Annotated in this window: 10 protein-coding genes and 1 pseudogene; 7 read left to right on the forward strand and 4 right to left on the reverse strand. The window is 63.2% G+C overall.

Translation table 11 applies throughout. The annotated features are described in order from the left end of the window. Positions 1-141 precede the first annotated feature (141 nt). Both SX1_RS22405 and SX1_RS05165 read left to right on the forward strand, forming a co-directional pair. Positions 142-2,900 (forward strand): annotated as a pseudogene (locus tag SX1_RS22405) (TonB-dependent receptor). A 76-nt stretch (positions 2,901-2,976) separates the two neighbouring features. Next, a complete protein-coding gene (locus SX1_RS05165) occupies positions 2,977-3,399 on the forward strand; it encodes a response regulator (RefSeq protein WP_026002061.1) in 423 nt (140 codons plus the stop codon). A 65-nt stretch (positions 3,400-3,464) separates the two neighbouring features. Here the strand turns inward: SX1_RS05165 and SX1_RS05170 are convergent, their stop codons facing one another. The 3 genes from SX1_RS05170 to dnaN form a co-directional block, all read right to left on the reverse strand. Next, on the reverse strand, positions 3,465-3,671 hold the full coding sequence (locus SX1_RS05170) for a hypothetical protein (RefSeq protein WP_019052205.1): 207 nt from the start codon (positions 3,669-3,671) through the stop codon (positions 3,465-3,467). Positions 3,672-3,778: 107 nt separating this feature from the next. Next, entirely contained in the window at positions 3,779-6,394 is a 2,616-nt protein-coding gene (locus SX1_RS05175; protein ID WP_026149526.1) for an EAL domain-containing protein, read from the reverse strand. A gap of 101 nt (positions 6,395-6,495) precedes the next feature. Beyond that, on the reverse strand, positions 6,496-7,608 hold the full coding sequence (gene dnaN / locus SX1_RS05180; protein ID WP_017181143.1) for a DNA polymerase III subunit beta: 1,113 nt from the start codon (positions 7,606-7,608) through the stop codon (positions 6,496-6,498). A 171-nt stretch (positions 7,609-7,779) separates the two neighbouring features. Here dnaN and SX1_RS05185 point away from each other — a divergent pair, with 171 nt between their 5' ends. From SX1_RS05185 to SX1_RS05195, 3 genes are all read left to right on the forward strand, one after another. Continuing rightward, on the forward strand, positions 7,780-8,268 hold the full coding sequence (locus tag SX1_RS05185; protein ID WP_019052207.1) for a hypothetical protein: 489 nt from the start codon (positions 7,780-7,782) through the stop codon (positions 8,266-8,268). Positions 8,269-8,315: 47 nt separating this feature from the next. Then, the gene (gene rlmN / locus SX1_RS05190; protein WP_026002059.1) at positions 8,316-9,584 is read left to right on the forward strand and encodes a dual-specificity RNA methyltransferase RlmN; all 1,269 of its coding nucleotides are present in this window, start codon (positions 8,316-8,318) and stop codon (positions 9,582-9,584) included. 74 nt (positions 9,585-9,658) lie between these two features. Then, positions 9,659-10,081 carry a hypothetical protein gene (locus SX1_RS05195; RefSeq protein ID WP_026149527.1) on the forward strand — a complete coding sequence of 141 codons (423 nt, stop codon included), beginning with the start codon at positions 9,659-9,661 and terminating at the stop codon, positions 10,079-10,081. Positions 10,082-10,137: 56 nt separating this feature from the next. Here SX1_RS05195 and SX1_RS05200 read toward each other — a convergent pair whose 3' ends face one another. Further along, entirely contained in the window at positions 10,138-10,644 is a 507-nt protein-coding gene (locus SX1_RS05200; protein WP_019052209.1) for an outer membrane beta-barrel protein, read from the reverse strand. A 319-nt stretch (positions 10,645-10,963) separates the two neighbouring features. Between SX1_RS05200 and SX1_RS05205 the strand changes: the two genes are divergently transcribed. Together SX1_RS05205 and SX1_RS05210 are read left to right on the forward strand one after the other, a co-directional pair. Then, entirely contained in the window at positions 10,964-11,686 is a 723-nt protein-coding gene (locus SX1_RS05205) for a cytochrome b/b6 domain-containing protein (protein WP_019052210.1), read from the forward strand. Next, positions 11,683-12,429 (forward strand): molybdopterin-binding protein, encoded by a 747-nt coding sequence (locus tag SX1_RS05210; RefSeq protein ID WP_019052211.1) that lies wholly within the window; start codon positions 11,683-11,685, stop codon positions 12,427-12,429. Before SX1_RS05205 ends, SX1_RS05210 begins: the two co-directional genes overlap by 4 nt. Positions 12,430-12,448: the final 19 nt, after the last annotated feature.

Raw genomic sequence — 12,448 nt, forward strand, 5'->3', positions numbered from 1 at the left:
AATTTCCATGCGCGACATGGGCGAAGTTTGCGAACTTCCGCGCCGATTACATCTTGCGACAATTCCCGCTGGCCATTGCCAATATTTTGCGACAACTGCCCGCTAGAGGAGAGGCAAGAGATATTGTCCGGGGGTAAATGCGTGCGCCGATCCACTTCGTTCGTCCTGTTGTCGCTGATGCTGGGGGTCGCGCCCGGCGCGCTGAGGGCGCAAGGCGCGCCGCAGGCCGATCCGCAAATGGACGATGGCGAGGAAATTGTCGTCACCGGCCAGCCGCAGCGCGGCGCGGTACCGGGCAAGATCGAGCCGGAGCAACAGCTTAGCGGCGCGGATGTGCGGGCGCTGGGCGTGACCTCCATTTCCGAACTGCTCACCGAATTGTCGCCCCAGACCAATGGATCGCCCGTCATTCTGCTTAACGGCAAGCGGATTTCCAGCTTTTCGGAAATTTCCGACCTGCCCTCCGAAGCGGTCGCGCGGGTCGACATATTGCCCGAACAGGTCGCGCTCTCATACGGCTATGCCGCGACGCAAAAGGTCGTCAATATCGTCCTGCGTCAGCGTTTTCGCGCCGAAACCGTCGATCTGCGCGGCGGCACCACCACCGATGGCGGGCGCGACAATGGCCAGGCGGAGGGCGGCTTCCTGCGCATCCGGGGCGATAATCGCTTCACCCTGAACGTCAAATATCGCCGCGCCGCGCAATTGCTGGAAAGCGAGCGCGACATTCTCAACACCGGCGCGTCCCGCCTCACCGCGATCACGCGCGGCGCGGAAATCGACCCGGCGCTCTCTGCGCTGGCAGGCGCGATCGTCACCCAGACCGGCGTCCCCGCCAGCGCCGCTACGGACCTGCCGACGCTGGCCAGTTTCGTGCCGGGCGCAACGACAAGCGACGCGGTCGACCTCACCCCCTATCGCACGCTCAGCCCCGCGACCGAAAATTTCAGCGCCAATGCGACCCTGGCCCGCGCCTGGGCGGCGTGTCGGCGACGATCAACGGGCGGCTGGAACTGTTCGACAGCGATTCGCTGCAAGGCCTGTCGCGGGCCGCGCTGACCCTGCCTGCGGCCAGTCCCTTCTCCCCCTTTGCCAATGACGTCGCGCTCTCCCGCTATCTGGTTCGACCCGGCGCGCTGGGGCAGCAGGTGCGCGGCACGACGGCGCATGTCGGCGTCACGCTGAACGGGCGGCTGGCGGGCAGCTGGCAATGGTCCTTCACCGGCAATGGCGACCTGTCGATCACCCGCACCCGCACCGACAGGGGCGTGGCGACCGGCGCGATCCAGGCGGCGCTCGATGCAGGGGATGCCAGCGTCAATCCCTATGCCAGCTTCGCGCCGGACCTGCTCGCCACCCGCCTGACCGACCGCGCACGGGCGAAGTCGCAGGCGGTGCAGGGCGATCTGCTGCTTAGCGGAACATTGTTCGATCTGCCCGCCGGGCAGGCGATGACGTCCGTACGTATCGGTGCATCGGCCAACGGCTTTGAAAGCCGCTCCACCCGCGCCGGAATAGAAAGCCGGTCCGACTATAACCGTGAAATCGGCAGCGGGCAGGTCAGCATCGACCTGCCGCTCACCAGCCGGTCTAGGCATGTGCTGGGCGGCATCGGCGATATTGGCGTGAACCTCAACCTCGCCGCGCAGCAGGTTTCCGACTTCGGCACCCTTTCGACGCTCGGCTATGGTCTGCGCTGGCAGCCGGTCAAGGCGGTGCAGCTTTTGATGTCCGCCAATCAGGATCGCGCCGCACCGACCGGCACGCAGATCACCGACCCGCTGGTCGCGACCCCCAATGTCACGGTGTTCGACTATGCGACCGGGCAAAGCGTGTTCGTCACCCAATTGTCGGGCGGCAATGCGAACCTGCGCGAAAGCGTGCGAGACCAGTTCCGCCTCAGCGCCAATATCAAGCCGTTCGACAAGCCCAATCTGACGCTGACCGCCACCTATCTCAACAGCCGGACCAGCAATCCGATCGCAGCCTTCCCTTCGCCCACCCCGGCGATCGAGGCGGCCTTCCCCCAGCGCTTCCTGCGTGACGCGGACGGCAATCTGCTTCAGATCGACACCCGCCCGACCAACTTCCTGGCGGCGCAAAGCGAGCAATTGCGTTGGGGTTTCGATCTGTCGATCCCGATCAAGTCGCATATCCAGAAGGTCGTCGAAGCCTGGCGCGCGGCAGGCGCCAAGCCGGAAGACCGTCCGCCCGAATTGCAGGGCCTGTTTGGCAATCGCCAACCCCGGCCCGAAGGCGCCCGCCCGCCGGGCGAAGGCGGCGACCGGCCACGCGGCGAGGGTGGCACGGGTGCAGGCGCTGGACGTTCCGGCGGCCGCGGTTCTGGTGGCTTTGGCGGTTCGCGTGGCCCCGGCGGCGGCAGCGGGCGGCTGAGCTTCAGCCTCTATCACACCTGGCATCTGACCGAGAGCATCACCATTGCGCCCGGCGTGCCGCAACTCAACCTGCTGGATGGCGACGCGACCGGATCGTCAGGCGGCCAGCCGCGTCATGAGTTGGAAGGGCGGATCGGTTATATGAATAACGGCATCGGCGCGCGGCTGGGCCTGGACTGGGAAAGCGGCACCCATGTCGATGGCGCGCTTGGCGGCAGCTCGCGGCTCGATTTTGGCAGTCTGGCGACGGTCAATCTGCGTCTGTTCGCCAATCTGGGCCAGATGCCGCAACTGGTGAAATCCGTGCCGTTCCTGCGCGGCGCGCGATTGTCGATCGGTATCGACAATATCTTCAACCAGCGTCGCGAGGTCACCGACGCGAGCGGAATGACGCCGCTGCGCTACCAGCAGGATTATCTGGATCCGCTGGGCCGCGCGGTCACCATCAGCTTCCGCAAGCTCTTCTTCCCCAATTTTGCCGCCAATAATGGACCACGTAGTTAAATGGGTGTTAGCCACGTCTAAAGCATGGTCCGCCCCGGTCGTTATGATGCTCATAAACGGTTCGGGGAGACGGCAGATGAAGCCTATTAGAATTGTGGTGGTCGACGATTCGCTCACCATCCGCGCGATGATCGAAACGCTGCTCGAACGCGACCGCCGGGTTGAGGTGGTCGGCATCGCGCGCGACGGGGTGGAAGCGATAGAGATGATCCGGGCCGAAAAGCCCGATGTGGTGACGCTGGACATCGCCATGCCAGGCAAGGACGGCATGACGATATTGGACGAGATCATGGACATGGAACCATGCCCGGTGATCATGCTGTCCAGCCTGATGCGCGACGGCGCGCCGATCGTCGCCGAAGCGATGGACCGGGGCGCTGCGGCCTGCTTCAACAAGGCGATGATCGTGCGGGAAGCCACCCGCTTCGTGACCCTGATCAAGAGCGTGGCGCGCGGCCTGATCGAGGCGGAAGCGGAACCGGTCGCGATCGCCGCCTGACCAGATATGGACAAGAAAAAGGGGGGCAGAAGCATATCGCTTCCGCCCCCCTTTTCCTGTGCCCATCAGTCTGGGCTGGATGAATTGGAACTGGCCAACGCCATTGCCTGCGCCGTCCCGCTGGCGGGTTTTATAGTCGTGTGATTGTTGGACAGGATATAGGCGCTCAGCGTCGCAATGCCTAAAAACAGTGCCGCGCCAATAACCGCCAGGCCGTTATGCCCGCTGCTGCTGGTCCGCTTCTGTCCATCACGATCATCCCTATAACGCATCGGCAGTCTCCATTGAGTTGGTGTGCCGATGATAATCTCCGCTCAGATGTGCAGTTCCAGCCTGATTTCGTGATATTTTATTGCTGAAACCGACAGTTGCGACGCCGTCAGGATGCCAATGCCTTGGGCGCGTTGCGCAGCGCTCCAAGGTCCACCGCTCCGGCAAACTCTACGCCCATGCGGTCGTCCTTCGACCAGCGGGCTGTGGCGTTGACGAACTGGCCTTCGCTCAGTTCGATCGCGAACAATGTGCCCAGCGGCACGTTCCACAACCCTTCGATCAGGGCGCCGGTTGACGATATGTTGCGGACCCGTCCGGTATAGACATGGCCGTCATGATGCACGGCTATCGTGCGCAACATGGTCTTGCGCGCGGGACGACTGGACTGGAAGCCGTCCGCCGCCGCCGCCGAACCATTGACGCGCTGACTTGCCAGAACGTCGGCGGCGGGCATCGGGCGGCCATAGATATAGCCCTGAATATGGCTGCACCCCAATTGCCGGATCAACGCCAGTTCATCCTGCGTCTCCGCGCCTTCGGCCGTCGTATCCATGCCCAGCGCTTCGGCCAGGCTGACGATAGCCTTGATGATCGCGCTGTTGCGGCTGCCCTTGGTCGCGGCTCCGCGCACGAAGCTCTGGTCGATCTTGATCTTGTCGAAGGGCGCCTTTTTGAGATAGCCGAGCGAGGAGTAGCCGGTGCCAAAATCATCGAGTGCCAGCCGCACGCCCAACGCCTTGAGCCGCGCAAACATGGCGTCAGTGCCGTCATCGTCGTTCAGGAATACGCTTTCGGTGATCTCCAGCTCCAGCCGTTCCGGCGCCAATTGCGCGCTGGCCAGGGCATTCATGACGGTGGACGGAAAACCGGGATTGGCAAATTGTGTCGGCGACACATTCACCGCAACGCGGATGTCATCGAGCCACTGGACGGCGTCTCGGCAGGCGGTGCGCAGCACCCATTCGCCGATTTGCGCGATCAGGCCGGTATCCTCCGCGATCGGGATGAACAGGGCGGGGGAAATCGGCCCCCGCACCGGATGTTCCCAGCGCAGCAACGCTTCATAGCCGGCAATCTGCTCCGTCTTGGACGACACCACCGGCTGGTAGACCAGATGTAGCCCGTCGGCGGCCAGCGCGTGGCGCAGATCCTCCTCCAGCTGGCGGCGATCTTCGGCATCGGCATGCATGTCCGACGAATAGAAACGGTGGACGCCGCGGCCATTGCCCTTGGCCGCATAGAGCGCCAGGTCGGCGTTGCGGATCAGCGCATCGGCTGTCACCCCGTCCTGCGGACAAGATGAAATGCCGATCGACACGCCGATGACGACCGCCGTTCCCTCGATCGAATAGGGTTGCGACACGGTGGCGATGATGTTCTGCGCCAGTTGCGCCAGTTGCGCCTGATCCTGGCGACCCGGCAGCAGTATCTTGAATTCATCACCGCCCTGACGCCCGACCAGTCCCCGGTCGCCGACGACCCGCTGCAATCGCTGGCTCACCTGCCGCAGCAGCGCGTCACCTGCCGGATGGCCCAGCGTATCGTTGACGCTCTTGAACCGGTCCAGGTCCAGCATCATCAGCGTGCAATCGCCCGCCTTGCCATGCCGGTCGGCCACAGCCTGCTCCAACGAACGCAGCATCTGGATGCGGTTGGCGAGGCCGGTCAGCGAATCGAACTGGGCCAGCCGCGTGACTTCCGCCTGGCTGCGACGCATTTCGGTCAGGTCGGTGCCTGATCCGCGAAAACCGTGGAACTGGCCATATTCATTGAATACCGGCTGGCCGGAAATCGACCACCAGCGCTCCTCCTTCGCCATGGCGGCGCGGACGGAAATGTCGGAAAAGCCAGTGCGCGCCGACAGGTGAAAACCCAGCGTGCGCTCCCCATCGCCCTGCTGCTTGTCGCCGGGACGGATCATTTCAGTGATCGGCCGGCCGATCAGCCCGCCCTTGGGCGCGTCCAATGTGCGCACGAGCGTATCGGAAATATAAGTTAGGCAACCCTGCCGGTCGGTTTCCCAGAACCAGCCGCGCCCGGTGCGCTCATGCTCCTGCAAAAGCCGGTCAGATCGCTGCGCACGCAAGTCCTGCCGCTGGCGTTCGATGGCCCGCTCGCGGTCCGCCGTCGCCTGTCGCAGCGTGGCGACAGCCATGACGATGATACAACTCACCAGCAGGCCGATCTGCGCCGGGCCCGCCTTTGCCGCCACCGACACAAGCAGCGCACCCAGAAAATAGCTGATCCCCAACAAACGGCGGTCGCCCACGATGCATACCGCCAGCAGCGCGACCGCCAGTTCGGGCACAGCGGCCAGGAACAGCGAGTCCGACACCGTTTTCGGATCATGCTTTAACCACAGGCTGAAGCTGAGGCCGGACAGGAACAGCATTGGCAGCATCAGCCAATTCTGGACGTGGGGCATCCGCTCCTGAAACACGGGCCAGCGCGGCACCAGCATCAACGCGCCGTCCACCAGCAGCATCACGAGCAGGACGCCGAATTGCTGCGCATCATCGGGACGGAAGAGTGGAATGCCCAGCAGGCTTATCACGCACAGCTTGGACAGCAGGATCAGCGGCCATAGCCGGGCGATCTGGACGAAAGCGCCTGAAATCCAGGACGCGGCCACCTCGGTCCCGCTCTCTGCCAGCCCCAGCGCGACCATGAGGGACATGGAGCGGGAGGGAGTATCGGACAGGGACGCGCGCAATCGAGACATGCGCGTTGTTTAACGCCCGTTCCTTTACATAGAATTACTTCAAATAAGGGGACTTTTGCATGTTTAACGACACTAAACGCGCTCGTTAGACATGGCTTTGGTCACACCCGCATCGGCATCAATACATAGAGCGCCGGGCTGCGGTCATTCTCGCGGATCAGCGTAGGTGCGGCGGCATCGGCCAGATGCAGTTCCACTGTTTCGCTGTCGATCTGCCCCAATATGTCGAGCAGGTAGCGCGCGTTGAAGCCGATGTCGAAACCCTCGCCCTGAAACACACCGGACACTTCTTCGGCGGCGGTGCCATTTTCGGGGCTGGTGACCGACAGGGTGATCTTGTCGCGGTCCAGGCTCATCTTGACCGCGCGGGTCTTTTCGGTCGCGATGGTCGCAACGCGATCAACCCCTTCCTCGAAGCTGCGCGGGTCGATCTTGAGCAGCTTGTCGTTGGCGGTCGGGATGACGCGGCTATAGTCGGGGAAGGTGCCGTCGATCAGCTTGCTGGTCAGGATCGCGCTGCCCAGGCCAAAGCGGATCTTGCTGGCGGACAGCGAAATCTGCACCGACCCTTCGACCTCGTCGAGCAATTTGCGCAGTTCGCCGATACATTTGCGCGGGACGATGATACCGGGCATCCCGTCCGCGCCATCGGGACGAGGCACGGTGACGCGTGCCAGGCGATGTCCGTCGGTCGCCGCGGCTTTCAGCACTGGCTGGCCATCATCGGACACATGGAAATAAATCCCGTTCAGATAATAGCGCGTTTCTTCGGTCGAAATGGCAAAGCGCGTCTTGTCGATGATCTGCTTCAATGTTTCGGCGGGCAGTTCGAAGCTGGTCGGCAGGTCGCCCTCGGCGATCACCGGGAAATCGTCGCGGGGCAGGGTGGACAGGTTGAAGCGCGCGCGCCCCGCCTGAATCAGCATCTTGCCATCGGCCGCCGCCAGCGACACCTGGCTACCTTCGGGCAGCTTGCGCGCAATGTCGAACAAAGTGTGGGCGGATATGGTGGTCGCGCCAGCCTGCTCCACCTGCGCCGAAATACTTTCGACCACCTGCAGGTCCAGATCGGTCGCCATCAGCTTGATAGCGCCATCCGCCGACGCTTCGATCAGCACGTTGGACAGGATCGGAATCGTGTTGCGCCGCTCGACCACCGACTGGACGTGGCTCAGGCTCTTCAACAGCGTCGCGCGTTCGATGGTGGCCTTCATGTCCCTGTTCTGTCCGTTTCTTTTTCTGCAAGTGCCCGGATGCAGTCGAATCCGGGTGACTATGATGGATGGTTCTTCATAACCGCTGTTGCGGCATGGGCAAGCACTCGCTCGCGCTTTCGCGCAGCAGCACCCTTGCAAAACGGGACAGGGTGCGCTCTGCCTTGGCAGATGAGCCGCATCGCCGCCTGTCTGATGATCTTGCTGCTGGTCGCATCGCCTGCGTTCGCGCGCGATTCGCTGGGCATGTTCGAAACCTGGGGGGCGTTCCGGGATCCCGCCACGCCGCGCTGCTATGCCATTGCCCGCCCCGTCAAGCGCGCCGGGCGGGTCAGTCCGGGCTTCGCAGCGGTCGGCACCTGGCCACGGCAGAGGGTGCGCGGCCAGGTCCATTTCCGCCTGAGCCGCAACCGTGCGGACAAGGCGCCAGTGACGCTGACCGTCGGCGAACGCCGCTTCACCCTGGTCGCGGGGCGCAGCGACGCCTGGGCCGCCGACGCCCGCGGCGACGCCACGATCATCGCCGCCATGCGATCCGCCAGCAGCATGAGCATACAGACCAAAGACGCGCAGGGCCGCGCCTTTGCCGACGCCTACGCCTTGCGCGGCGCTGCGACCGCGATCGACGCGGCCGCGCTGGGGTGCGCGCGGCTGCGGTAAAGCGGCAACGCTTTAATCGTCGGCGAAAATCGACTATGGGCGCGATCATGCAATCAGCCGCCAACCCCATCATGCCGATTCCCGGCCTTGTAGACCCTGTGCCCGTGCCGCGCGCCGTGACGCCGCGCGCCGATGGCCGCACCGACCTGCTCGGCCTGTCGCGCCCGCAGATCAAGTCCGTGCTGGAGGAAGCGGGGCTGGACGCAAAAGCCGCCAAGCTGCGCTCCAAACAGCTGTTCCACTGGCTCTATCATCGCGGCGAGACGGACTTTGAAGCGATGACCGACCTTGCCAAGCCGATGCGCGGCTGGATGGCCGAGCGCTTTGTCGTCGGTCGCCCGCAGGTGGTGGAGGCGCAGGTTTCGAACGATGGCACGCGCAAATGGCTGCTCCGGTCGGACGACGGGCAGGATTATGAAATGGTGTTCATCCCCGATGCCGATCGCGGCACGCTGTGCGTGTCGAGCCAGGTGGGCTGCACCCTCAACTGCCGCTTCTGCCACACCGGCACGATGCGACTGGTCCGCAACCTGACGCCCGGCGAAATCGTGGGTCAGGTCATGCTGGCGCGCGATGCGCTGGGCGAATGGCCCAAGGGGAATATGGGCAGCGCCGCCGCGGTGCCGGACGATGAGGATGAGGACGCCCCCCAATATTCGCCCGACGGGCGGATGCTGACCAATATCGTCATGATGGGCATGGGCGAACCGCTTTATAATTTCGAGCATGTCCGCGATGCGTTGAAAGTCGTCATGGACGGCGATGGCCTTGCCCTCTCGCGCCGCCGCATCACCCTGTCGACCAGCGGCGTCATTCCGATGATGGCGCGCGCCAGCGAGGAAATCGGCGTCAATCTGGCCGTCTCGCTGCATGCCGTGACCAAGGAAGTGCGCGACGAACTGGTCCCGATCAACAGGAAATATGGGATAGAGGAACTGCTCCAGGCCTGCGCTGACTATCCCAAGGCCAGCAATGCGCGCCGCATCACCTTTGAATATGTGATGATCAAGGACAAGAATGACAGCGATGAGGATGCGCGGGAACTGGTCCGCCTGATCCGTAAGTATAAGTTGCCGGCCAAGGTCAACCTGATCCCGTTCAACCCCTGGCCCGGCACGGACTATGAATGTTCGACGCCCGACCGGATTCGCGCGTTCAGCAGCATCGTGTTCGAAGGCGGCATTTCGGCCCCGGTCCGCACCCCCCGCGGGCGCGACATCATGGCGGCCTGCGGACAACTCAAATCGGCCAGCGAAAAGAAAAGTCGCGCCGAACTCGACCGGCTGGCCGAGGAAAAGCAGGCGGCGCTCGGCTGACCGTCGCCCCACGGCGACAGGATGCAGCAAGCCCCGCCCGCAACGGCGGGGCTTTTCATTGTGGGGGACTGATGATGACCGATGAAGAGATTGAGTGGCTGGTGACAGGCTTTTGCGCCTGCACCCTGCCCAAGGCGGCCTGGACCCACGGCGCGCATTTTGCGACCGCCCTTTGGCTGATCCTCCAACGTCCCGACATTGTCCCGGAACGCGATATGCCCGACATGATCCGCCGCTATAATGAGAGTGTGGGCGGGGTGAACAGCGACATGGGCGGCTATCATGAAACCATCACCCAGGCATCGTTGCACATGACCCGCATGACACTCGCCGCCCTGCCGCCGGACTCAACGCCCGCCAGCGCCTTCGCTGCGCTGATGGCGTCGCCGCTGGGGAACAAGGACTGGCTGTTCGCTTACTGGTCGCGCGCGACGCTGATGTCGGTTGCGGCGCGCAGGGGCTGGGTCGCACCGGACCTTCGGCCCTTGCCTGCATAGAAAAAGGGCGGCCCAACGGACCGCCCTTTCCCTTATTCCAAACTGATCGACAAGGATCAGAAACGGAAGCCGACGCCAACCATCGCGGCGTCACGACCGCCGATATTCTGCTCATATTCGGTGCGCTGATATTCAGCCGAGATATAAGTGTTGGGGGTCGCGGCAAATTCCAGACCGCCGCCGAAACGGACGCCCTCGAACGCCGCGCCAACGCCCAGCGTTTCGATGCGGGTGGTGGCATAGCCGACCTTGCCGAACGCCAGGACGCGCGGGGTGGCCGCGAAGCCGAGGCGCAGCGACGCGGCGAGATCACGGCTGATTTCCACGCCGGAATCGCCGACAGTGGTGTCGCCCAGGCTGACTTCGACGCCGCCGGTGATGCGCGGTGCGAGCGCCAGGTCATAGCCGGCGGTCACGCCATAGGCAAAGCCGTCCTCGTCACCCGCATTGTCATAGCCCAGCGTCACGCCCGCGCGCGGCCCGGTGAAGGGCGCAGCATCCTGAGCGAAAGCAGGGGCCGAAACACAGGCAGCAGCGATCGCTGCGAAAATCACAGTTTTCATAAAGTCCTCAATATATATTCATGGCCGAATGGCTAATTCATCCGGCGTTCAGGTTCGATGCAAAGAAATAGCGATAAAAATAACATGGTTCCTCTTGCCCATATATCCACCTTGTCAGTGGCTTATATGGTGGCGATCGGCATCGGCGTCGCGCAGTCGCCATCTAGGTTGGCTCTTTTCGTTTGCAAAGGGGCAAGGTCTTTATTTCAAATGATTTCAACTGTCTGTTGCAAAAGTGTAACAACATGATGGAATGGCAGGCGGCGCGCCATTGCGAACAGCCGTGGACTGGGCCGCGCGATCGGTTAGGATAGGGACCATGGACAGCCAGACCCCCAAGAAGGCAACCGGCACAGTCAAGCGGCACCGCCTGTCGACGCGGCTGTGGCACTGGCTGAACGCAGCCCTGCTCTACACGCTGTTCACCAGCGGGCTGGGCATCTTCAACGCCCATCCTCGTCTCTATTGGGGGCAATATGGTGCGAATTTCGATGCCGCCTGGCTCGAACTGGATCGCTTCCCCGGATGGCTTACGCTGCCTGCGCTTTATAATCTGGCCATGTCGCGCCACTGGCACCTGACCGCCGCGCCGATCTTTGCTTTTGCGCTGCTCTTCTACATGCTCTGGAGCCTCGCCAACCGGCACATCGTGCGCGATCTCGCCTTCCGTCGCGATGATCTCGCCCCGCGTCACATCTGGCAGGACATCAAGGACCACGCGCGGCTGCGCTTTCCCACCGGCGACGCGGCATTGCGCTACAATGTGCTGCAAAAGGCCAGCTATATCGGCGTCATCTTCATTCTGTTGCCGCTGATCATCCTGACCGGGCTGACCATGGCGCCGGGCATGAATGCGGCGTGGCCATGGCTGGTCGATCTGTTCGGCGGACGGCAATCGGCGCGCTCGCTCCACTTTATCGCCGCCTTCGCGCTGGTCGCCTTTTTCCTCGTCCATATCCTGATGGTGCTTCTTGCCGGGCCGGTGAACGAGGTGCGATCGATGATCACGGGCCGCTATCTCGTGCCGGAGGAACGCCCATGATTCTCACCCGCCGCCATTTGCTGTTGGGCGCCACAGCGACGCTGGCGGGATGCGACCGGCTTGGCCGTAACGAGGCCGTGCGGGAGGCCCTTTTCTCGGCCGAAAATTTCCATCGCTGGGCGCAGCGCAGCCTGATGGCGCGCGACGCGCTGGCGCAGGAATTCCGGCCCGATCAGATCTCGCCTATCTTCCGCGCCAACGGTACGGCCAATCCCAATACGCCCGCCTATAAGGCATTATGGCGCAGCGGCTTTGCCGATTGGCGGCTGCCTGTGACCGGACTGGTGGCGCGCCCGCTGTCGCTGTCTTTGGCCCAGTTGCAGGCGATGCCTCACCGCACCCAGATCACCCGCCATGATTGCGTCGAAGGCTGGAGCGCGATCGGCAAATGGCGCGGCGTTCCGCTCAAATCGATATTGGAGGCTGCGGGACTGAGTGACCGCGCGCGTTATCTCGTCTTTCGCTGTGCCGACGATATGGGCGGGGGGCGGTCTTATTATGAAAGTATCGATCGGCTCGATGCCTTTCATCCCCAGACGATCCTTGCCTATGCGCTTAACGATCGCCCGCTGACGGTCGCCAACGGCGCCCCGCTCCGGCTGCGCGTCGAGCGGCAATTGGGGTATAAGCAGGCCAAATATCTGATGGGGATCGAGGCCGTCGCGACCCTGGACGGCATCGGCAAGGGCAAGGGCGGCTTTTGGGAGGATTATGCCGGTTATGATTGGTATGCGGGGATTTGATCTGCGTTCCTGTGAGTGA

This window comes from Sphingobium xenophagum NBRC 107872 (assembly GCF_000367345.1).
In the GTDB taxonomy this organism is placed as follows: Bacteria; Pseudomonadota; Alphaproteobacteria; order Sphingomonadales; family Sphingomonadaceae; genus Sphingobium; species Sphingobium xenophagum.